The sequence below is a fragment of the Bacteroidales bacterium genome, from assembly GCA_016707785.1.
GTDB lineage: Bacteria > Bacteroidota > Bacteroidia > Bacteroidales > UBA4417 > UBA4417.
Genome location: JADJGZ010000006.1, coordinates 184,768 through 207,233 on the forward strand (window position 1 = coordinate 184,768; position 22,466 = coordinate 207,233).

Here is a 22,466-nt window from a genome sequence, read left to right on the forward strand (position 1 = left end):
ATTCATGTGAATAGTGTGCTACTTTTCAACTTATCAAAACATCCAATAAACATGGAATTTGTTTTTTTACTTTACTTTTGCCTTGAAAATGATCAATTATGATTTTACGAACCGAGGAGATAGTTAAAAAGTACAGACAACGAATAGTAGTCAATCATGTTTCAATTCAGGTTGAACAAGGAGAGATAGTTGGACTGTTAGGCCCCAATGGAGCGGGTAAAACCACCTCCTTTTATATAATAGTAGGCCTTATTAAGCCATTGCAAGGGAAGGTATTCCTTGATGAAATGGAGATTACAAGTGAACCTATCTATAAAAGGGCCCAACTTGGTATTGGATATCTTGCACAGGAGGCATCTGTCTTTCGTAAATTGAGTGTTGAAGATAATATTAAAGCTGTATTGGAATTTACCAAATTGAACAAGCATGATCAACAGGAGAAGCTCGAATCGCTGATCTCTGAATTTGGTTTACAAGGTGTTAGAAAAAGTCTTGGGATTCAATTGAGCGGTGGGGAGAGACGTAGAACAGAAATTGCCAGGGCACTTGCAACCGATCCTAAATTTATCTTATTGGATGAACCTTTTGCTGGAGTCGATCCTATCGCAGTTGAAGATATCCAGCATATTGTGATGAACCTTCGAACAAAAAATATTGGAATTCTGATAACAGACCACAATGTTCACGAGACCTTATCAATTACTGACAGAGCCTACTTGTTGTTTGAAGGTTCTGTTTTGAAATCCGGCTCAGCTTCAGACCTGGCAAATGATGAACAAGTGCGTAAAGTATATCTTGGAAAGAATTTTGAACTGAGAAGATAGTCTAGTTATTCTTTCTTTGTAACGAAAACTTATATTGCAAACTGAAACCGATCGAGAGATTATGAAATGGGAATAATCTTTGTTCGGGTTTAAGGTTTATAAGTGATGTGCCAGAAATATAGACGCCGGATTTTATCTTTCTTTTGCCTGTTCTGACAAAAGCGACTGGTTCCAATAAAAAGTACTTATTAAAGTAGCTTACCGGATCAAGTCCATTGGATTCATAAAACCCGTAATCGTTGATTGAAACATTAAAAAGACCGGCTTTCAGACCGAATCCATATTCAATATTTTGTTTTCTGTTGACTGACTGACCGAGGTTGAATTGAGTGAAGTAAATGTCATATTCTCCTTCCAAATAGGATGGATTTTCAGATTTTATTCGTTTTCCTTTTCCAGAAGCATATCCTCCAAGGAGTTCATAGCGCGTGGAAGAATTGTTTTTCCAGAAAAAACCTGTACTAGCCTGAAAGTAGTAGGTTTCTTCTGCAGAAGTATATCCATATGCTTGAATACAAACATGAGAAAAAGGTGAATAGGCCAAAGAACCAGCAATTCCTGCAGGGATGTTGATTCCACCTGTCAGAAGCACTTCATTCTTTTCTGTAAATAATGGTATTGGAACTGATTGTGGACTATAGACCTTGCAAGAAGAAATAAGCAAAACTAAAAGGCTAAATAACACTAGTTGCCTCAATCCATATTGTTTTGGAGTTGAAAAGAATGGGTATTTTGCTTTAAGTTTCATCATTTGAAAAATAATGAAAGAATTAGATAGGCTACAATAATGATAGGAACCGCAATGAAGCCTGCAAAGACTATTGATATAACTGATATAGCAATCAGGAGGTATTGTGGTTTGTTATTTCCCCACTCTAAATTTTTAAATTTTAAGGCAAATAAAGGTATCTCTGAAACCAGGAGGTAACAAATCACAAGAATGATAATCAACAGGAAATAATAGTTGCTAAGAATACCTGATATGAAAGTTAGCTGAGTAATAGTCTCTGCCTGATCCAGAATCAATGGAAAAGAGCCCAGAAGAAGGGCTGATGCAGGAGTCGGTAATCCAAGAAAAGAATCAGTTTGCCTTGTATCAATGTTGAACTTGGCTAACCGTAAGGCTGAAAAAACCGGTATCAGGAAAGCAAGGTAAGGGAAGGGATTCAGAGATGATTCGATTGAATTGAATGGCAGATTTGAGGATGAGTCCATCAACATAAAAATGATGACTCCTGGAAGGAGTCCAAAGGATAGGATATCTGCCAGTGAATCAAGTTGCTTGCCTATCTCTGATTTTACGTGCAGTATTCTGGCCATGAAGCCATCCAGGAAATCAAAGATTGCGGCAATTCCAATAAAGATGGCTCCCGTGCTTAAATTGTCTGCAAAAGCAAATGTAATTCCAATACAACCGCTGAATAAATTCAAACAGGTAATCGTATTTGGGATGTGTTTTTTGATTTCCAAAGGAGTTTGATTTATAATGAGATAACAAAAGTACGATTTCCTTTACTCATGCATTAACAATGAAAGTAATAAGATATCGATTAATAATAAAATATAATCCGACTATCAGTTTATTTGAAATATCCATGAATTTATATATCTTTGTTTGATAACTATGAAAATTAAACTGGATTTTTATGGAAGAGAAACAGGTCATTACCTCTTTGGGGTATATTCTTAAAAGAGAAAAGTTAGCCACCCTTGCATCTCAGAAAAATTATGGAGAGTTAATTCTGGAGGACTTGGATCCATTTCCAGGGTTCTACGATCATTATTTTGTTCCGGCTAATGAAAATGAGAAAAAGCCCAGGTCCATTTTCTTGATTGTGAAAGAACTTGATATATGCAAGGAGGATACTTTTATCAGAATGACCATGCATATTAAGCGGGAGCATTCGATAAAGTTCGATGCAGCAATGGCTATTGTGCAGTTGTTTAATAAATCCACTCCATGCATACGCATTTTCATGGATGACTATGATCTGCTTCCTGAGTTGATTAGTCACTATAGAAAAGTTGGAATGGTCTTTTTGCCAAAAAAGGATATCAAGCCCTTCCAAACCCTGATAGAAGTAAGAAAATACTTTGAGGTCAAGGTGCTGTCAGATGGAATTTATATGGATATGGATCAGCCTGATACATATTACCTCAGAATGCCTTCTTATTTGAACTGGGAGCAGTTTGAAAGTGTTACTATCAGCATCCGAAATAATATGAGCCATAAGTTGTATGATGCTGCCCAGGCTGCTATATATGAAAAAACAGGAATGGTGGATCTTATCAGAATCTTTGATCGCAAAGCAGATCTGGAGAAGTTGGAGGTTCTAAAAGAGAAGTATATATCAGAAATTAATAGGATTTGATAACAGGCAGAGCGCTCTTAACCTTCTTTTGATTCTTGAAACTTTATTCTTTAGTTAACCTTTATTTTTGTCATATAAAGATAAAGTTTTGATTTGTAGTGTATTTATGTCGGGATGGGCCCTATGATAAGAAAGAATAGTGTGCCTTAATCCTTGAGATTTGTGGAGCTAATACTGTTAGATTTATGACAGTTGCACAGTTTAATCAATTGACTAGTATCGAGAAGGTTAATACACTTTTTGATCGGGGGAAAGAACTCTCTTCCAGAATTTATATCTATTACAATATTAAATTATTTGTATTGTTTGATTTCTTTGTCGAAATCTGGTATCAGCAATCATCTAACCGGATTGAAAGGATTGTTATTTTGAAACTGGAAGATGTCCTTGATATTTATGAGAAGGATATCAGGATTGGAGATTTGTATGCCTAAAGACTGATTTTTCAACCCACTTCACTGATTTTTACCAGTCTGGGTACATCCAGAAGTTTAATGGTTTTGCCGGAAATTTCAATTAGTCCGTCGTCCTTTAATTCTTTCATCAACCTAATTACACTTTCTGTTGACATCCCGGTTAATTCACCAAGATCATTTCGTGAAAGAGGCAGGTCAAATTGAAGACTTTTGAAAATGCGTCCAGATAAGCACATTAGAATATCTGCCAAACGACCATGCAGATGTTTCTGAGTCAAACAGAAAAATCTTCCATAGGTTTGTGCTGTGTTTTCATTCATCAGGTTGAGAATCCTGTATGCAAATCCGGGATTTTGCAGCAGCAACTGTTTAAAAACAGCGATGTCTATCATTTTTACAACTGATTCAACATAAGTTGTTACCGAATAAAGAAATGTATTGTTGCCTTCAAAGATGGCGGGCACTCCAATAATATGTCCAGAGGGTGTAATAGTAAGAATCAGGTTTTTTGGGGTGCCTTCGAGATAGATTTTAACTAATCCTTTCTCGAGAAAAATGATATTAGAGGCAAATGTGCCTTGTTTACATATTGTTTCTCCTTTGCGATAGGTAATTGTTACTGCTTTACTATCCAATAATGATTTCTCTGCATCAGACAAAAGGGAGAAACAGGGTGAGTCATACACATGCGTGGCGCAGGAGCTGATGGGGAGGGTGTCAGTTGTTGTGTCAGTCATATGTGGCTTTCTAAATATTTATGATGCAAAATAACACTTTTTTTTATGATCCTGATCAGTTTTTAATTGATAGAAGACTATTTTTTATTGACGCATGACATGTTTTTTCCCTTTGAATTACATGGTTCGGGTTGTAGTGCAGATTACCGACAAGTATAGCTTTGTTAGCGAAATAACAATGTAAATCTCAGAAATAGAATTATTTCTGGCTAAGCCATAAACTAACTAACAACTTTAAAACCAAACCGTATGAAAAAGATCATTCTTTTTGCCTTTATCATTGCCTCACTGCCTTTATTAATTCTTACATCTTGTAAAAAGGATGAGCCTGAATCAGTGAATGCCTACCTCACATTAAAAGCCTATATGGTTGCGAATACCATGGACCTGCCTGACCTTGCAAAAAATTGGATAATTGATCCAAAATCAACCAATATGGGTGGAGGTATTGACTCAGTTACAAGCACTATGCCCGGTTACCATGTTTTCGACATTCGCTCAGCCACAGATTTTGCTGCAGGACATATTAAAAATGCTGTTAATGTGCCTTTAAAAGATGTTGTAACCACTGCAGCAGGTTACACTGATAAGCCTATTTGTGTTGTTTGTTATACCGGACAAACTGCAGGGCAGGCTGTTATGGCTCTGCGTTTATCAGGTTTCCCAAATGCAGTAGTGCTAAAGTGGGGTATGGCAGGTTGGAATTCAGCATATAAAGGACCATGGGTTAGCAATTCCGGATATGAAGTTGCTGCTAATGGAAATATTGCTGTTGGAAGTGCCAATTGGGTGACTTCAGCTGCTCCTGCTACAGGTACATTTACAGAGCCTGTATGGACCTCTTCATCCTCCAATGGTTCTGATATTCTAAAGGAACGCGTTCAGGCTGTTCTTGATGCTGGTTTCTCACCGGTGGCTGCTGCTGATGTCCTGGCTAATCCTGCAGGTTATCAAGTTGTAAATTATTGGTCAGCTGCTGACTATACAACATTTGGCCATTTTACTGGTGCTTATAATGTGCCGGTAATTTCTCTGGCCGGAGACCTCGTAAAAGCTTTTGATCCTACAAAAGAAGAACTGGTTTATTGTTACACCGGACAAACATCCAGTATAGCAACCTTCTGGCTGAATGTTCTTGGTTACAAAACAAAAGGTATTTCTTTTGGAGCAAACAGGCTTGTTTATGACCAGCTAAAAGCTGCCTCCAAGACTGTTTATAAAGGTCCTAAAAACTGGGCTGTAGTTACAGACTAATTAATCTTTTGAAGTAAACTTTAAGGAAACAGGGGAGGGTTGATTACTCTTCCCTGTTTTATAAAAAAATGATATATGAGAAAGATAGTAATACTTACAATTTTTTGCTTAACAGGATTCATCACCTCCTGGGCACAAGGATGCATGGAGCCGGCATCATCTTCTGGTGGACCACAAATTATCGGTTATATACAACCTGAATTCAGGGCTGGTTTCAATGGAACAACTGTGGATAATAAGAGCAAAAATGAATACAACTTTGCATTTCGTCGCGCCAGAATTGGTGTTACCGGCTCTATCCCTTATGACTTTAGTTATTATGTTGTCACCGAATTCAGTTCTTTCTCTAACGGGCCTTATCTTCTAGATGCTTTCATAACTTATAACAGGTTCAAACCCTGGTTTAAGGTTTCAATCGGACAATTTAAGAAAGCTTTCGGCCTTGAACTTACAACTGCATGTCAGGATCTTTATACTGTTGACAGATCACTCATGGTAAATGAAATGGCATCACCTTCAGAGATCTTGGTGTCATGATAAGTGGTAGCATCGGATCCTATAAATTTTTGGTTTAAAAAAGGAGAACCTATTGTCATATACCATGTCATTAACCAATGGAACAGGAATGAATACAGGTGATATTGACAGGTATAAAGATTTGAATGCAAGGCTGGTGTTTTTTGCTCCATTCGAATGGTTAAGCATTGGAGGAAGTTATCAGACAGGAAAGCAGCTAAATGCTGATCCCACTGTTTCTGCTCCTGATAAACGCACTCGTTATGGTGGTGACATTCAGCTTAAAAAGTATGGGTTCATTCTGCAATCAGAGTACATCATGGGAAAGGATGATGGCTCAAAATTAGTTGGTGGAGGTTGTGGAGGAACACCGGAACTTGTTATGGGCAATTTTAAAAGAGATGGTTTTTATGCACAGTTAATGTATCAAACTCCATGGAACCTGATGCCTGTGATAAAGTATGAATCCTATGACCCCGATAAAGATCTGGAGGATATTGATCATAGTAATTTCAGAAGGTCCAGTTTGATATTCGGGGTGAATTATTACGCCAACGATTGGACTCGTATTCAACTGAATTATAACTATAACATGGAGTCAAGTTCAGATACCGATATCACCAAGTACAACGAAGTACCCAATGATATGTTTATTCTTCAGGTTCAGGTTAAACTTAATTAGACATAAAAAAATGAAAACGACTTTTTTAATTGTTACGATACTTGTTCTACTGGTTCCCTTTACATCCTATTCAGCAGTTATTGGCACCAAGGATTTTGCTGCCGAATTAAAATCTAATAAAGAACTTGTTGTTATTGATGTACTTGCTGCCGATGTGTATGCTAAGCAACATATTAAGGGGGCAATCAATATCCCTCACAAAGATCTTTATAAACCGGGTGGATATGAGGGACAGCTTAAGGATGTTGCTGAACTCGCAAAAATATTTGGCGAAAAGGGAGTAAGTAATTCATCCAGGATTGTCATTTATGATGATGGATCACAAAAGTATAATAGCAGGGTGTGGTGGATATTGAAGTATATAGGTGCCACAGATGTCAACTTATTGCATAAGGAGATGACTGAGTTGGAACAATCAAGGATTCCTCTTACCAATGCTCCAACAGTACTAAAGCCATTAGAGTTTATTCCTCAAGTAAATGAGTCCATGAATATCCTGATGGAAGATCTGAAAGTTGCTATGAAACAACCTGGGTTTATTTTGCTTGATGCAAGAGAAAAGGATGAGTATGAAGGTGCTGATAAGGAAAAGAGGAGTAAGGGCCATCTTCCGGGTTCAATTCTTATGAATTTCAAGGAAATGCTTTCGGCGAGTGGCGATTTTAAAACAAAAGAAGAAATTATTGCTACTGCCGCAAAATTTGGCTTTAGCCCTGAGAAAAGTATTGTAGTATATTGCCAAACGGGCATAAAAGCTGCGACTTTATATGTTGCCTTGCACGAAATAGCTGGTTTCCCCAATGTTAAACTTTATGCCGGGGCTTATGCTGAATGGGCTTCAGTTCCGGAGAATACAATTGAAAAGTGAGCTTCTATGGTTTGAGGTTAAAACCGCTCTTCGGGGCGGTTTTTTTATTTCTATTCCATTATTACGGATTCAGGCTTAGCAATTCAGAGTTGCCATACGCCGGGCAATTTTTACATTTTGTGTGATTTTCAATTCCTTGAATGAGTTTGTAACACCTCGCACACCTATACCATTCGGATTTGAATTCGTAATTTCCCCCTTCGATAACTATAGCTTTTCCTTCAACAAATGCTTTTGCTATCGATTTTAATGCTTTATTATAAATACGGGTAAAAGTGGGTCTGGAAACCTCCATTAGTTCTGCTGCCACATCCTGTGATAGCAGATCATAATTTACCAGTCGAATACTCTCATATCCATCAAAACTCAGCATGATGGGTTCTGCTTCACACAAAGGAATACCAAAGGGCTTAAACCCTTGCATCATTGGTGGGGTCAGAACTTTTCTACTTTTCTGTGGTCGCGCCATTTTTGATTTTTCTGATCATTGCCTTAACATCATTTGAGATTAGATACCCAAATAGTATGGCTGATAAAAGTAGTATCGACTTTCCAATTATGCAATATGAATTACACTGAAAGTTTTCTCCTATCCCGAATAGGCAGCTTGCACATCCTAATAGCACCATGATGATAAAATCAACTAGTAGAATGAATGGCAAGATTACTGCCAATTTGATAATTAGATTTGTTTTCATAGTCGTTTTCTTACAAATATAATGAACGAGCGTTCATAAATAACATAATTAAAGAAATCATTTGACTAAATTGAACCGGTTCAATCCAAGAGTTGGAATATTAGATTATGAACGAAGAAAATTCATACACCTAAAAGTGATAATTCATCGTTTCCATTACCCATTCTTCTGAGACCACGATGATATTATTGAAATCTGCAGGTTCAGCAATTTCGTCACTATCGGTGCTCCAGACCTATCTTATTCGCAATAGTTTCGCTTTTGTTCCATGCAGATCTTCAGGATAGTCAAATTTTCAGTTGCCTTGAATTGTTGATATGAAACTAAAGCTCATTCTGATTGTTACTTTCTGAACAATCATTGTAAACGACTCTTTAAAAGGGTCTGAAATTACAAGGATTTCGGTTGCTAATGCGAGTAAGGATATTTTCTGATTATTCACTTAAAACGATGAATTATGGCAAAGAAAATTATCAGACCAGTAGCTTCAGGTATAACAAAGGTGGAATCAAATCAAACTCCAATAAGCAGGCAGAAAGTCATGGCTGTTAGACCAGTTGACACAGTGAAGGCTAAAGTGACAAAACTCATTTTACCTGGCCGGATTAAAGAAATCCGGCATATGGATTTCACAGTAAAAAAGCCTTTCAAGTTTACAGTCATTGAAAGCACTCCAGAAAAGGTTGTCAGGCTCATGAATGCGCCAAAAGATATTGAGATCACTTTGCAGCCACTGGAAGGAGAACATTTGGTTTTTCATCCGACACCTGGTTTTACTAGTGATGGGCCAGTAAGGGCACAGTTATCCGTGCAAGCTTTGATTTATAATAAGAGTTCAAAATCAGTGGATCTGGATAAAGTTATATTGGAGTACAAGATAGGTTCCACTACTCAAAAGAAAGAGGTGTATCTTCCATCGGACCAGATGTTAATTGATCCCTGGTATGCTGGAATCTGGCAAAACAGCCGGGAGTATCATAAGCCTGGTGATGTAATTTTTCTTGAAGAGCCATTTCCTTCCAAAGTAACCATCAGGTTCTTCTTTAAAAATTATCCAGATCCTATCAGCTTCACAAAAACTATCAAACCATATGGACTTGCATTTGCATTGCCTTTTGATAAGAAAGACTTTAAGGAGAATGAGTATGTAACCGGTTATTCAATGCATGGAGGTGGCGATCAGGTATTTGCATATGATGTTGGAGTACAGGCATATGAGGATAATGTATGGTCGGACTTACATCCTGGGAAGGACTGGAGTAAGAATGAACATTACAGGATTTGGGGCAAACCTGTGTATGCTATGGCAGATGGAGTTGTTCTGCATTTTCAAAAAGACATACCCAATAATACCAAGCTCGACGGTTCAGATGAGAATATGGAAAAACAAAAGACCGATTATTGGGGTGCTTTTGATTATGGGGGGTCAGGTAATCATTTTTATATCAGGCATGGAAATGTAGTTGCTTTGTATGCTCATCTTCAAAAGGGTTCATTGAATTCCAAGTTTACCGAAATAGGAAAAATTGTCAAGAAGGGAGATCTTTTGGGTAAGGCTGGCAATTCGGGGAATTCAACCGGCCCACATCTTCATATTCACATTAAAACCTATAAGAGTGACGATAAACCTGAGGGAGGCTGGTTCCGGCCACTATTGTTCAACACCGGATATGTGATCGGGCAATCCCACTATCCTAAGCCAGGTTCAAATGTGAAATGGTCGAAGTTGGATATAAAAGGAATCCCAGGGTTGAAGGATACAGCTTGTTTCATCTCTCCGGATGAGGTTCATCCCTACTGTGAATATCCAACAAATTGGGGAGAAGTATGCAGATTTAAAATTCCTGAAAGTCAATATCAGAAGGAGTTTGACAAGATATGGACCTGCGGTTACTATCCTGTTTGGGTCGACGGGTTCGATGTTGGAGGGGAGACCTATTTCAATGTTATTTTCAGGCCATCGAAAAACATACAATGGGTGGCCCGGCATAATATGGACGGTAAAGGATACCAGTCAGAATTTGATACCTGGGATAAAGAAGGTTTCCGCCTTATACACATCAACTCATACCTGCTGAAGGGAAAGGTTCGATATGCAGCCATATGGATCAAGGATGGGGGTGCAAAAGGCTTGGCATATCATGGAGTTAGCCTGGCATATCATGAAGAGAATTTTGAGAAAAATTGGAAGGCCGGCTGGGTGCCATCACAAATCAGTTGTGTTTACACTTCAAAAACAACCTATGTTTCCGCTTTATGGGAAAAGAAGAATAGTGGTGGGTTCTATTCAGTGCCCAATATGACGCTTCAGCAATTCAAAGATGCATTTAAGCAATACACTGAAAAGGAAAAATTCAAATTGGTTTATCTTGATGCCTATATCAGGAATGGCAAGCCATTGTTGAGCGGGATTTGGTATAAGAATGCTCCTTCTTTTAATTCCTGGTTTGAAAAGTTCTTCCAAAGTGATGCCGAATTCCAGTCGAATTATACAGCCTCACTCAATCAGGGATATCTTACACGCTGTATTGCGGGTTACCATGACGGACAGGTGTCGAGGTACGAAGGAGTGTGGTCAAAGTAATTCGTTAAAATAGGTATGTGTTTTATACTACCTGGTTTAAATAATTATCAAATTAAACTGATATTTACCGCAAAGTACACTGAGATAAAATGCTGGACTCGTGTGGGGTTGATATGATAATAATCTCTCCTTCAGGGTATTTGCAAGGGTGTACTTTGCGGTATATTAGATTGTGACGACACAGAGCCATAAGTGAACTCATTCTTAGCCCAAATAACTTTAGTTATTACACTGTTGTCCATTTTGGTGATGATGTTCGTGGTGTTGGCAACTTTCTCCATTATCGATAATTTCACCTTTGAGATATGCAGCTATTACATCCTGTGCTAAACCGGAACAACCTCTAACTACATTGATTCCCCAATGGTTTAGCACATTTATTGCACCGGCACCTATACCACCAGCCAGCATTATGGTGACACCCTGGTTCGATAATACTGCAGCAATATTGGATTTGCATCCGCATCCTTGTTGCGATTTTATAGTTTGGAAATCGGTGATCTCTTTATTGTCAGCAATGGTGTATACTCCATAGAATTCACAATGTCCAAAGTGATCATCAACACGATTGTCGCTTGTAAGCGGGATTGCTATTTTTTTCATAGTACTATTGGTTTTGATTGTATTTTAATCGTTTTCTTTTCCCATTTCCACCATTTGAGTTTCTTTTCTTTCCCTGACCGATCCCTAATACGGTCTGGTCATTAGTTTCAGAAGCTTCCTTTCTGCAGTTCCCCAGGTTTCGGCCTGTGCCGGAGCCTTGACCTTCAGGCCCTGTTGCATTTAAGTGTGGCATGGTATGTTGAGTTTTGTTAGTGCAAAGATAATGAACCTACGTTCATAATACTGTTTTGTCTAAATTTATTTTTTCTAAGCAGTTTGAGCTAATAAAGCGGAAATTTTTGAATTAATTTTATGAACCATGGTTCGCAATGATTACATTTGTACAAGCACAGAAATAGCAATACAGGCTTGGTATTTATTCCTGGTGCTGGATAGAAAGAAATAGAACTATGGCAGAAATAAGGATTACGCTTGATGGAAAAAAGAAAGTCTCGGCTCATATTAAGGGACATGTGATTACAACAGATCAGTCTACAGATAGTGGAGGGGATAACTCTGCCCCTGCACCTTTTGATCTTTTTCTTGCATCAATGGGAACTTGTGCAGGTATTTATATCAAATACTTCTGTGATCAAAGGAATATAGATACAACTGGGATCGAAATTATTCAATCCGTTGAATATGACCAACAGAAGCGACTACCTTCCATGGTCAGGCTCGATATAAAACTACCGGCTGATTTTCCGGAAAAATACAGGGATGCTGTGGTGAATGCTGCCCAATTATGTGCCGTTAAACGATCAATTGCTGATCCACCGGTTTTTGAGATTGTATCATCTATCATCTAAAACCTTTGGTCAGGTTCTATTCTATACCTAACTGATTTTTTTAAAATCTACTATTGTGAATAAGCCATTGGCAATGCATGAACTAAAACCCAGGTTGATCAGTTGGGTTTTACTTTCATTTATTGTTGTATATATATCCATTCCAGCAATTCCTGTTATTGACTATTTATTGAATCGGGATTATATTGCGAAGAACCTGTGTATAAATAAGGATAAACCTAAAAGTTGTTGTAAAGGGAAATGCCATCTGGTAAAACAACTCAACAAGACAAATACATCTAATGATAATGATAAGAAGGAACTTCCCAAAAGGCTGCAATTGAAGCAACTTCAGGACTTTATCATTTGCAAGGTTTTCAAATCATTTGTTCCGGATTTAAAAACACAATTAATGTGCGGTTTACATTTCCGAAAATCAGAATCACATTTGGCTAAAGTCTATATTCCTCCGGAAGCTTAAGTGTTTTTTTCTTCTTCTTAGCAATTTTCTTCGTTTCCCATTCATTCAGTTGTTTGATGATTGTGTCACCGCACAATGCATTATAGTTCTGTGAAAGTTAATTTCATCAATGATTCAATTCGGCATCAATGATTTGAAGCAGAACATTGTGGTGTAATCAGATCACAATAGTCACTTGATATTAGTGTATGGTAAATGTTTGAAATTGAATGAAATAAACAATATTATCGAATATAAAATACATAGTAAATGAGGAAAACAATCTTTTGGATTTTAGCTTTTTTATTCATTCTAACCTCTGGAATTGATGCACAGATTCTTAATGATACGATAAATCTTGAAGGTATTGAGATACATGGTGCGAATGAACGGAACCGGATTTCTATTACAAAGGAAGCGATGGATAATACTGGGATACCTGATGCAGGTATAATGCTGCGTAATATCCCCGGATTAAATGGAATAAAAAAAGGGGGAGCCTCTATCGATCCGATGATCAGGGGGTTTCGCTTTAGTCAGTTGAATGTTATGGCCGATGATGGGATGAAAGTAGAAGGGGGATGTCCCAATCGGATGGATCCAGTTGCTTCTCATATTGAAACTGATGATATTGAGAGCATTGAGGTAATTAAGGGTCCATATGCCCTGAAATATGGGCCTTCCTTTGGAGGGATTATTCAGTTGAAAACTTTCACTCCTAAGCCTTATGAGCATTTTGAAGTTCATGGGAGGCTGCATACTTCTTTAAACTCGAATCCAATGGGTGCAAATCAGTATCTGCTCGTTCACGGTGGTGGCCAGAAGGTGTATTTTGGTATTTCCGGGAGTTACAAAACCTACGGGAATTATAAGGATGCGGACGGCAATGAAGTACAATCATCCTTTACGAAATTCAATTACTCAGCAGATATCGGATTTCGGCCTGTAAAGAATCATGAACTTCTGGTGTCGATGCATAAGAACTACGGTCGTGATATTCGATTCCCGGCTTTACCCATGGATGAAATTGAAGATAATACCACTTTGTTATCAATGGATTATCATATAATTCGTCCGAATAAAGCTTTAGGGAAACTGGATTTTAAACTTTATAATTCTGATGTGTATCACGAGATGGACAATCAATTTCGACCTGCTTACAGCAGCATTGTTCCCCCTTATTCGGGACTGATGCAGGCAGTGGCCACTGTTAACGCCAGCAATACAGGAGGCAGGATGGAATTGAATTATGTTCAGGGCAAACATGAGATCAATAGTGGTTTCGACCTTGAGCTGGCAAAAAAAGATGGGGGGCGACTCACAAAAATGATCATGATGATGAATGGGTTTGAGACGATTTCAAAGAAAAACACGAACCTCTGGAAGGAATCTCATTCATTAAATACTGGCTGGTTTGGCGACTACATCCTGCATCTTTCAAATTACCAGATCCAGGCTTCAGCAAGGGTTGATATGAATTCTGCAGGATCCGCTGATACATTAAAGCTAATTAAGGAAGGAGTTGCCTATTTCGATGATCTCAACTCGTCTTTTGTTAATTTTAGCATGAATGCAGGGATTACACGTTTCCTTAAAGGTGGCCATTCATTAGCAATTCATTTTGGCAGAGGAGTAAGAAGTCCTGATCTTACCGAACGGTATATCAAATTCCTGGTAGTTGGATATGATAATTACGATTACCTGGGGAATCCACAATTGAAGCCAGAAGTTAATTACCAGTCGGATCTGATTCTACAATTGAACCTGGATAAGATCGGGAAGTTAAACCTTGATTTGTACGCTTCTTTGGTTGAAAATTATATTTCAGGAGTTATTTTGCCCTCTTCTGTAGCTACTCCAAAGTCGATGGGTGCAATCGGAGTAAAACAGTTCAACAATACCGGACAGGCAAGGTTCTTTGGCTTCGAAACAACCTATCAATCTCCCGGATTTAATGGCTTTTCCGCTATAATCAGCGGAGCATTCACCTATGGGATACACGCTGCCACTGTAAGAAACCTCTTTGATGGTACTCAGGTTATTGGGACAGAAGCTGTTGAAAATGATGCTATACAGGAAATCCCCCCGTTTGAAGCGAAGCTGAATATAAACTACTTGTTTTTCAAGGAAAGAATGTCAGCAACAATTGGTACAAGGTTAGTGGCTGCCCAGAACCATGTTTCACTCGCATATTATGAGAAGGAAACCCCTGGATTTGTGATCCTTAATGCTAATTACAATTATGTGATTAATAAAATCTTCAAAGTCAATCTGGGTGTTCAGAATCTCCTCAACCAGCAGTATTACGAGCATCTGAACCGCAGGATTGTTGGGTCTTCGAATAAGCTTACCGAACCTGGCCGAAGCGTTTATATGAACTTAGTGATCACAATATGACACGTGCACTGATTGCTTTCGGAAGAAATAGTATGTCAAATTGATTTCCCCATGAAATACCTGCTAATTCTAATGTTTGTTTTTGGATTACTTTTTGAATCCTGTCAGCCGGAGGTAAATCCTCCGGCTGATTCTGGAGGAAAGGTAATCCTAAAATTTATCCATGAAATAAACAATTCGGAGCTTCTTACTGATACCATTATGTATGTAAATGAAGCCGGAAATCTTTATGGTGTGAATGAGGTGAAATATTTCCTATCTGATGTATTGCTTTTAAATAGAACCGGAGATTATTTCGCTATTAATGATGAAAAAGTAATTCATTATGTAGATATTGACTTACCTGAAACCCTTAAGTGGCAAGTCTTTGATCCAATACCTGCCGGAGTATATGATTCACTGATCTTCTTATTTGGACTAAACGAACTGAGAAATCAATCTTTTGCTTTTGTTAATCCGCCGGAAGTAAACATGTTCTGGCCCGATATGCTGGGAGGGGGTTATCACTACCTGATGATCAACGGTAAATGGAGAACTCAGGGTAACCTGGTGACTCCATTTGACTTTCACCTGGGAATCGGACAAATCTACAGTGGCATAACCCCGTCAGTTGATTCCATCACAGGTTTTGTGCATAATTACTTCAGGGTTTCGCTCCCGTTAAACGGAATGGTGATCGAAAACAAAATTACCCGCACAATGAACTTGAGTATGGATATTAATAGTTGGTTTTGTACGCCCAACACCTGGGATTTCAATGTATGGGGAGGATATATCATGCAGAATCAGGCTGCGATGAAAACGGCTTCTGAGAATGGAGCGGATGTATTTGATATTGAGGTTATTAACTGATCATTTAAAAAAAATATTCAAAAGTTAACATATGAACGCTGGAAAATCCACTTACCTGTGTCCAATAATTATTAACTACTTAATTTTTCTGTCTATGAAAACTATTGGAAAAACTGCTTTAATAATCCTGGCGATGGGCATTTCGTCGGTTTTATTTGTTCAATGTTCGAAGGAGAATGTTGCTGAACCTGTCAATGAATCCTCAATTGCGAATACTTCGTTGTATTCAGCTGAGGCCGGTAATGAAGCCGGTCAAACTACCATTCTTACAACTGAAGGGCTGCTTCAACCTTATGCTTGCATTTATACTTTTCCGGTTGAGGAACTCTCTGTTGATGAAACCGATGCACTCAGCCTGATGAGAGAAGAGGAACTACTGGCCAAGGATGTATATGTGGCTCTGTATGCAAAATACCATATTCCTATTTTTAATAACATTTCAAAAAGCGAAAATCAGCATACCGGTGCCATTAAAGCATTGCTTGATAAATATGAATTACCTGATATAGCCGAAAATCACACAGCCGGGGTATTTGTTAACCAGGATTTGCAATCACTTTATAATGCGCTGATTGCCCAGGGCCTGGTTTCAATTAATAATGCCCTGACTGTTGGAGCAACCATAGAGGATATGGACATACAGGATTTAATTAATCTTGTGGAAAATAAAGTGGATAATGCAGATATAGAATTTGTTTTCAATGAATTACAACGAGGTTCGAGAAATCATTTACGTTCATTTAACCTTTTGCTGACAAAACGAGGCATTACTTATGTGCCGCAATTTATCAGCCCTGAGTATTTTAATGAAATTATAAGTACTCCTCATGAAACAGGATCCGGATGTCCTAACTGACAAAAGGATATATTAAGTTCCGATTTGAAGGTTTACCCGGAGTTTGACTCCGGGTTTTTTATTATTATTTATACTGAATCTTAGCTAAAATGCGAAGTCATTTTGGCATAGATTCAGTTATACCGGGGCGTACAAGTTTCGATTTTTCGTAAACTCATCTAGTTACGGTATAGTTTGCAGATTGTCATCATGCTCTATTAAATTATCATATCATTTCAATCATATTGTATTATTAAAATCTAAACATGCTAACCTATTATTAATCATTTATATATTGATACTAAACAATGTCTTCGCTTTAACTGTTATCAGTACCTGTTTATATTAAATTCCTGTTCAGATTCATGGGGTTTTATGAATACTTGTCTTACTTCCCGTGCAACTTTATCACTTTCAGATTTCTTATTCCATTTAACTCAGAATACTGATGAGAATATTCATAATCCTAACCTGCCTTATTATTGTTTTAAATGCTATGTCGCAGGTTGCCATCAACACCGATGCCACTGCTCGACAATTCAGCCATGCTGGATGTGAAAAGTACGAATAAAGGGATGCTTGTTCCCCGAATGACTAGTGCACAGCGCACAGCTATTGCCGGCCCGGCAACCGGGTTGCTGGTTTACCAGTCCGATGGCGTCGGTGGTTTTTATTTCTATAACGGAACCAGCTGGGTATCCTTAACCGATGCTACACAGACACCCAAAAGTGCTTGCCGATGCAGACAACAACACCAAAATACAGGTGGAAGAAAGCGCCAACGAGGATATCATCCGTTTTGATATGGGAGGCACCGAATATTTCCGTATGAACCATGGCCGGCTGGAAGTATTGAATACCGGTAACAGCATATATATGGGAAATTCTGCCGGTATAAATGATAATTTCACGGATAACAGAAATGTAGGTATTGGACATGAATCAATGTATTCCAACACCTCAGGAAGTTCCAATACCGCAAACGGCTACCAGGCATTGTATTCCAACACCATAGGAAATTTCAATACCGCAAACGGTCACCAGGCATTGTATTCCAACACCACAGGAAATATAAATACTGCAACCGGCTACAGGGCATTGTATTTAAGCACCACAGGAGGTGCGAACACCGCAAACGGATACGAATCATTGCTTTCCAACACCACAGGACATTCCAATACCGCAAACGGCATACAGGCATTGCACAATAACACCAGTGGAATTGCGAACAGCACAAACGGCCATTCATCATTGTATTCCAACACCACAGGCTTTTACAATACTGCAAACGGCTACCATTCATTGTATTCCAACACCACAGGAAGTTTCAATATTGGCATTGGGTTTGGGGCCGACGTCAGTTTGGATTTGGAAAATGCCACAGCCATCGGAACCAATGCCTTGGTTGAGCAAAGCAATAGCCTGGTGCTTGGTTCAATAGCCGGTGTAAATTTTGCTTTAGACGATGTTAATGTGGGTATAGGTACAACGACCCCTGATAACAAATTGGACATCCGTTCAGATGGTTATGTCGCTCAAAAACCATAGTCCTGGGTTTGCTCTCAAATGTTTCCAAAAGGCCGGTCATCCAGTTTTCTGAGAGGTACAGATGCTACGTTAACATCAGGTATGAGCATTGAATACAATGGCTTTGGTGCTTCATCCGAAAACAAACTTCATATAAATGGTGATGGATTGCCTAAGATAACGGTTGAAAGTCTTGGACAGGTGGGTATCGGGGAATCATCACCAGATCGTGAACTGACTGTATTTGATACGGATGGTAATGGAGATGCGGCCATCAATATAAAATCCAATAACACTGCAGGCCGGGAATTGCTGCTGGCTGTCAACCAAAGTCCGGGGGCATTATTAGTATGATGACGGATAATGACCTCCAATTCCGGTCAAATAACGTGAATCGAATGGTTATCAAAAATACAGGAGATATTGGGATAGGAACAAGCAGTCCTTCACAATTGCTGTCGGTTAATGGCACAGCAGGCAAACCCGGTGGCGGATCATGGGCATCCTTTTCCGACAAGAGAATGAAACAGGACATCAGGTCTTACCAGCAAGGACTTGCGGAGGTGATCAAAATAAATCCGGTCCGATACAGGTATAATAATCTCAGCGGACACGATACGCAAAAAGAATACGTGGGTGTTATTGCCCAGGAGTTACAGGAAATTGCACCTTACATGGTCAGCACATTTGAAAAGGATGGTGAAGCATATTTACAGGTAGATAATTCAGCCATGACCTATATGCTGATCAATGCGGTTAAAGAGTTGCATGATGAAAATATACAATTAAAAAAAGACATCGCTCAGATAAAATTATTACTGGACATGAGTGCGAAGAAATAAAATCCAAGTGGTACACGAAATTCCAAAACAAATGATCTGAAATTATTGTTGTACACTATCAGCTTCATATCAGATTTCCTCGATTACTTGTTATTCTCTTATTACTACTACTATCGTGTTAAACTGCGCTGGTGACTTATCACCTGCCAATCCTTTATAAAAGAAATAAACTGATCCAATGAGAAACTTACTGGTTATTTTATTCCTTGCGACAGGAATGACTGTATTTTCCCAGGTTGCTATCAACGCTGATTCAACTGCTCCCGATAATTCAGCTATACTGGATGTGAAATCGACAAGCAAGGGATTTTTACCTCCAAGGATGACTTACCTTGACCGGTTTTTAATCACTGATCCAGCTGCCGGGTTAATCATCTGGTGCCTTGACTGTGGCCCGAACGGGGAGTTGCAGGTGTTTAACGGAATTTCCTGGACCAATATGATCGGTGGTACGGCCACAGCCGGACAGCTTATTGGTTTAAGTTACCAGGGTGGCAAGATTGCCTATGTGCTGGCTCCCGGAGATCCAGGATACATTGCAGGAGAGTTTCATGGACTCATTGCCGCTCCCATTGACCAGAGTGCCGGATCGCCATGGGGCTGCTATGGAATCTCAATATCCGGGGCTGATGGTACGGCATTGGGAACCGGTAATCAGAACACCAGTGACATCCTGGCTGGTTGTGCAGAAGCAGGAATATCGGCGAGAATATGCGCTGACCTGGTTTTAAACGGATACAGTGACTGGTATCTGCCTTCAAAGGATGAATTGAACAAATTATATATCAACAAAGGCTTCAATAGGTGGTTTTGTAATAACTCCTGCTGGAGTTCTTCAGAGATTAGTCCGAATAATGCCTGGCTACATAATTTTTTTCAGGCTTACAGGAGCTCTCATGATAGGTTTCAAGGGAATTATGTTCGTGCTGTACGGGCTTTAAGAATCTTTCTGCTGATTGATGTCAGGATATAACCTTTTTTTCATTTTCAACCACAACTGGATCACTTAAGATACCTTGCTAACCTGCAAAATTTTGAAAAAGATTATCTAAAAAATTATTTAATGAAAATCTTCTACTATCTATTCCTTGCTACCGGGCTGAGCGCATGGTCGCAGGTAGCTATAAACACTGATGGCTCAGTTCCTGACAATTCAGCCATGCTGGATGTGAAAGCACTACCCGTGGACTGTTGGCCCCAAGGATGACCCTTGCCCAGCGAAATGCAATCGTTTCACCTACCACCGGGTTGGTGGTTTTCCAGACTAACGACACTCCAGGGCTATATTAATTCCGGTACCTTTGGCACCCAGCATGGGGTATGGTTGGCAGCAATTCCGGTCAATGGCTTACCAATGGCCTTGATATGTATTATAGCTCCGGGAAGGTTGGAATTAATACCTCCACACCCCTGGCCTCTTTGCATGTTGCAAAAAACAGTCCTGACTTTACCGCATTATTTGGTTCGGATATTCAAAGTTATAGTGATGGAACTGCCGTTTCCATCGGTGATGATGCCGCTTCTCCGGTATTGTACCTGGGTCAGTCGGCAAGCGACAAAGGCTATTTAATTTGGAATTACAATGTTAACCCTGTCAATGCTCAATTCCTGATAGGTACCTTCAACAGTTCAAATCCACTGCTGCTCCAGCCTTACTATGGTAATGTTGGAGTTGGTGTATTAGCCGCTTTCAAATTCCATGTCAGTAGTTCCGGCTCCGAGAGTTTGTTAGGATACAATACCATCCCAAACTATTCTATCATACAGAAGATCCGGTCGAAGGTGACGGGCAGTCGGCACTTTTTGCATTAAGAACCCGCTCGATGCAAATAATGGTTATAATTATGCCGATTTCTCCAGCAACTCAGCGCTCAAAGGCAGCTTACTGGGGTGATGAATATTCTTTTGGCACTTCGGGTTCAGTTACCTCGACTATGAGCGAAGTGGAGGGTATTGGGTGCAAGTAGCGGGAGGAGGTTATTGGGGATCATTGGTTATCGTGCAACCGGATACATATTGTATGGTGGATACTTCTCCGCTGGAATGCCAGGGAGGTAAAGTAACCAACCAATACAGGAATAGGAATAGAGTCTGGGGCAACCTGATGGGCGCTGATATCCATGAAGTGTATGGCATATATGCGAAGGAAAACGCAACGTACTCAAACGGTTTGGTAATTAAAACAACCTGGATGTGCACCTGCAGGAAAACGGGACCGAAACCCAAACGGTTCTTTACTCAAACGTTTCAACGGATGTAACTGTTACGACCAGCGGATATATTGCCCTTACCAATGGCAGCAAGCATAGCCTTTGATCCGGCATTCACTGCATCCGTGTCCAGCCGATATCCCTGTTGTGGTTACGGTAACCCTGGTAGGTTCGCCCAACTGGGTATATCTGTCCAAAGTTTCAGAAAAAGGATTCAGCATTGCAGAAGGTAATGAAGGGAAAAGCAGCGCCAAGGTTTCTTTTATCGCAATTGGCCGGCGGGCAGGCTATGAACATCCCATACTCCCGGTGGAAGTAATTGAAAGCAGCTATACTCAAAATCTTGCCCGCGTGTTTACACAACGATGCATTTAAAGACACCAAAGGGAAGGCCTTTGTATTGTGAAGATGGTAAACTGAAGGTCGGAATTCATCCCTCCGTCATACTGACCCGCGGAAAATCGGCAGCTGAGACTTTTATTCCTGTTTTATCTGCTCCTGCATCATCAGTCAGGACGCTGCAGCAGGCCAGTCCTTCGGAAATGATGTACATGGAACCCCACGTAGCTATCCCCGGAAAGCAGAAAAAGTAATATCAACTCCAGCTATAGTTCCGGGAAGTAATTCATCTGGCATGTCACCAGCTGTCAATACCACCACTCTCTGACTCAAAGGCAAAATAAGATGGGAAAGCTGTTTGAACTAGATGCATTCTCAGATCCACATCTTTATTTAGGGCTATGTTTTTACATTTCAACTCATTTAGCTTCTTTAATAACTATTAACGTTCATCCAAGAAAATAGAATATGAAAAACTTATTGTACTTTTATTATAACGTTAGGAATGGCAAACCATGCACAGGTAGCCATCAACAACGATAACTCTACGCCCGACAATTCAGCCATGCTGGATGTGAAACTTACACCAAAGGTATGCTCCTCCCGCCACGAATGACCCTCGTGAGCGTATTGCTATTGAATCTTAGGCCACCGGGCTTACC

The 22,466-nt window shown here is 39.5% G+C and carries 29 protein-coding genes; 23 read left to right on the forward strand and 6 right to left on the reverse strand.

Features of this window, described 5'->3' with window-relative positions; genetic code table 11:
* The first annotated feature begins 98 nt into the window (after positions 1–98).
* Entirely contained in the window at positions 99–824 is a 726-nt protein-coding gene (gene lptB / locus IPH84_05790; protein MBK7172735.1) for an LPS export ABC transporter ATP-binding protein, read from the forward strand.
* A gap of 1 nt (position 825) precedes the next feature.
* Here lptB and IPH84_05795 read toward each other — a convergent pair whose 3' ends face one another.
* Both IPH84_05795 and IPH84_05800 read right to left on the reverse strand, forming a co-directional pair.
* Positions 826–1,572, reverse strand: a complete 747-nt coding sequence (locus IPH84_05795) for a hypothetical protein (GenBank protein ID MBK7172736.1) — start codon at positions 1,570–1,572, stop codon at positions 826–828.
* Positions 1,572–2,294: a CDP-alcohol phosphatidyltransferase family protein gene (locus IPH84_05800; GenBank protein ID MBK7172737.1), complete on the reverse strand. Its 723-nt coding sequence runs from the start codon at positions 2,292–2,294 to the stop codon at positions 1,572–1,574. The genes IPH84_05795 and IPH84_05800 overlap by 1 nt, the downstream gene beginning before the upstream one ends.
* Positions 2,295–2,470: 176 nt before the next feature.
* On the opposite strand from IPH84_05800, the gene IPH84_05805 reads away from it, so the two are divergent.
* Both IPH84_05805 and IPH84_05810 read left to right on the forward strand, forming a co-directional pair.
* Positions 2,471–3,196 carry a hypothetical protein gene (locus tag IPH84_05805; GenBank protein ID MBK7172738.1) on the forward strand — a complete coding sequence of 242 codons (726 nt, stop codon included), beginning with the start codon at positions 2,471–2,473 and terminating at the stop codon, positions 3,194–3,196.
* 185 nt (positions 3,197–3,381) lie between these two features.
* Positions 3,382–3,630 carry a hypothetical protein gene (locus IPH84_05810; protein ID MBK7172739.1) on the forward strand — a complete coding sequence of 83 codons (249 nt, stop codon included), beginning with the start codon at positions 3,382–3,384 and terminating at the stop codon, positions 3,628–3,630.
* A gap of 11 nt (positions 3,631–3,641) precedes the next feature.
* On the opposite strand, the gene IPH84_05815 is transcribed toward IPH84_05810, so the two are convergent.
* The gene (locus IPH84_05815) at positions 3,642–4,349 is read right to left on the reverse strand and encodes a Crp/Fnr family transcriptional regulator (GenBank protein MBK7172740.1); all 708 of its coding nucleotides are present in this window, start codon (positions 4,347–4,349) and stop codon (positions 3,642–3,644) included.
* A gap of 249 nt (positions 4,350–4,598) precedes the next feature.
* Between IPH84_05815 and IPH84_05820 the strand changes: the two genes are divergently transcribed.
* The 4 genes from IPH84_05820 to IPH84_05835 all read left to right on the forward strand — a co-directional run bounded on the left by IPH84_05820 (position 4,599) and on the right by IPH84_05835 (position 7,669).
* Positions 4,599–5,603 (forward strand): hypothetical protein, encoded by a 1,005-nt coding sequence (locus IPH84_05820; protein MBK7172741.1) that lies wholly within the window; start codon positions 4,599–4,601, stop codon positions 5,601–5,603.
* Positions 5,604–5,678: 75 nt separating this feature from the next.
* Complete coding sequence (locus IPH84_05825) at positions 5,679–6,140, forward strand: hypothetical protein (GenBank protein ID MBK7172742.1); 462 nt, start codon at positions 5,679–5,681, stop codon at positions 6,138–6,140.
* A gap of 64 nt (positions 6,141–6,204) precedes the next feature.
* Entirely contained in the window at positions 6,205–6,801 is a 597-nt protein-coding gene (locus tag IPH84_05830) for a hypothetical protein (GenBank protein MBK7172743.1), read from the forward strand.
* A 10-nt stretch (positions 6,802–6,811) separates the two neighbouring features.
* On the forward strand, positions 6,812–7,669 hold the full coding sequence (locus IPH84_05835) for a sulfurtransferase (GenBank protein ID MBK7172744.1): 858 nt from the start codon (positions 6,812–6,814) through the stop codon (positions 7,667–7,669).
* 61 nt (positions 7,670–7,730) lie between these two features.
* Here IPH84_05835 and IPH84_05840 read toward each other — a convergent pair whose 3' ends face one another.
* On the reverse strand, positions 7,731–8,138 hold the full coding sequence (locus tag IPH84_05840; GenBank protein MBK7172745.1) for a DUF134 domain-containing protein: 408 nt from the start codon (positions 8,136–8,138) through the stop codon (positions 7,731–7,733).
* A gap of 686 nt (positions 8,139–8,824) precedes the next feature.
* Between IPH84_05840 and IPH84_05845 the strand changes: the two genes are divergently transcribed.
* On the forward strand, positions 8,825–10,951 hold the full coding sequence (locus IPH84_05845; protein MBK7172746.1) for a peptidoglycan DD-metalloendopeptidase family protein: 2,127 nt from the start codon (positions 8,825–8,827) through the stop codon (positions 10,949–10,951).
* A gap of 219 nt (positions 10,952–11,170) precedes the next feature.
* On the opposite strand, the gene IPH84_05850 is transcribed toward IPH84_05845, so the two are convergent.
* The gene (locus IPH84_05850; GenBank protein ID MBK7172747.1) at positions 11,171–11,554 is read right to left on the reverse strand and encodes a NifB/NifX family molybdenum-iron cluster-binding protein; all 384 of its coding nucleotides are present in this window, start codon (positions 11,552–11,554) and stop codon (positions 11,171–11,173) included.
* Between the two features lie 4 nt (positions 11,555–11,558).
* The gene (locus IPH84_05855; protein ID MBK7172748.1) at positions 11,559–11,747 is read right to left on the reverse strand and encodes a DUF5320 domain-containing protein; all 189 of its coding nucleotides are present in this window, start codon (positions 11,745–11,747) and stop codon (positions 11,559–11,561) included.
* Between the two features lie 217 nt (positions 11,748–11,964).
* Between IPH84_05855 and IPH84_05860 the strand changes: the two genes are divergently transcribed.
* From IPH84_05860 to IPH84_05930, 15 genes are all read left to right on the forward strand, one after another.
* Positions 11,965–12,363 (forward strand): OsmC family protein, encoded by a 399-nt coding sequence (locus IPH84_05860; protein MBK7172749.1) that lies wholly within the window; start codon positions 11,965–11,967, stop codon positions 12,361–12,363.
* A gap of 55 nt (positions 12,364–12,418) precedes the next feature.
* Positions 12,419–12,823, forward strand: coding sequence for a hypothetical protein (locus IPH84_05865; GenBank protein ID MBK7172750.1), 405 nt, complete (start codon positions 12,419–12,421; stop codon positions 12,821–12,823).
* A gap of 249 nt (positions 12,824–13,072) precedes the next feature.
* On the forward strand, positions 13,073–15,199 hold the full coding sequence (locus tag IPH84_05870) for a TonB-dependent receptor (protein MBK7172751.1): 2,127 nt from the start codon (positions 13,073–13,075) through the stop codon (positions 15,197–15,199).
* Positions 15,200–15,250: 51 nt separating this feature from the next.
* Positions 15,251–16,051 (forward strand): hypothetical protein, encoded by an 801-nt coding sequence (locus IPH84_05875; GenBank protein ID MBK7172752.1) that lies wholly within the window; start codon positions 15,251–15,253, stop codon positions 16,049–16,051.
* A gap of 94 nt (positions 16,052–16,145) precedes the next feature.
* Positions 16,146–16,907, forward strand: coding sequence for a DUF2202 domain-containing protein (locus tag IPH84_05880; GenBank protein ID MBK7172753.1), 762 nt, complete (start codon positions 16,146–16,148; stop codon positions 16,905–16,907).
* Between the two features lie 500 nt (positions 16,908–17,407).
* Positions 17,408–17,689 carry a hypothetical protein gene (locus IPH84_05885; protein MBK7172754.1) on the forward strand — a complete coding sequence of 94 codons (282 nt, stop codon included), beginning with the start codon at positions 17,408–17,410 and terminating at the stop codon, positions 17,687–17,689.
* Positions 17,616–18,434, forward strand: a complete 819-nt coding sequence (locus IPH84_05890) for a hypothetical protein (protein MBK7172755.1) — start codon at positions 17,616–17,618, stop codon at positions 18,432–18,434. The genes IPH84_05885 and IPH84_05890 overlap by 74 nt, the downstream gene beginning before the upstream one ends.
* An 81-nt stretch (positions 18,435–18,515) precedes the next feature.
* Positions 18,516–18,767 carry a hypothetical protein gene (locus IPH84_05895; GenBank protein ID MBK7172756.1) on the forward strand — a complete coding sequence of 84 codons (252 nt, stop codon included), beginning with the start codon at positions 18,516–18,518 and terminating at the stop codon, positions 18,765–18,767.
* On the forward strand, positions 18,767–19,255 hold the full coding sequence (locus IPH84_05900; protein MBK7172757.1) for a tail fiber domain-containing protein: 489 nt from the start codon (positions 18,767–18,769) through the stop codon (positions 19,253–19,255). Before IPH84_05895 ends, IPH84_05900 begins: the two co-directional genes overlap by 1 nt.
* 178 nt (positions 19,256–19,433) lie before the next feature.
* Complete coding sequence (locus tag IPH84_05905; GenBank protein ID MBK7172758.1) at positions 19,434–20,228, forward strand: DUF1566 domain-containing protein; 795 nt, start codon at positions 19,434–19,436, stop codon at positions 20,226–20,228.
* Between the two features lie 90 nt (positions 20,229–20,318).
* On the forward strand, positions 20,319–20,462 hold the full coding sequence (locus IPH84_05910; protein MBK7172759.1) for a hypothetical protein: 144 nt from the start codon (positions 20,319–20,321) through the stop codon (positions 20,460–20,462).
* 113 nt (positions 20,463–20,575) lie between these two features.
* Positions 20,576–21,067, forward strand: a complete 492-nt coding sequence (locus IPH84_05915; protein MBK7172760.1) for a hypothetical protein — start codon at positions 20,576–20,578, stop codon at positions 21,065–21,067.
* A 145-nt stretch (positions 21,068–21,212) separates the two neighbouring features.
* A complete protein-coding gene (locus IPH84_05920; protein MBK7172761.1) occupies positions 21,213–21,515 on the forward strand; it encodes a hypothetical protein in 303 nt (100 codons plus the stop codon).
* Positions 21,516–21,567: 52 nt separating this feature from the next.
* Positions 21,568–21,840 carry a hypothetical protein gene (locus tag IPH84_05925; protein MBK7172762.1) on the forward strand — a complete coding sequence of 91 codons (273 nt, stop codon included), beginning with the start codon at positions 21,568–21,570 and terminating at the stop codon, positions 21,838–21,840.
* Complete coding sequence (locus IPH84_05930) at positions 21,831–22,058, forward strand: hypothetical protein (GenBank protein MBK7172763.1); 228 nt, start codon at positions 21,831–21,833, stop codon at positions 22,056–22,058. The genes IPH84_05925 and IPH84_05930 overlap by 10 nt, the downstream gene beginning before the upstream one ends.
* Positions 22,059–22,466: the final 408 nt, after the last annotated feature.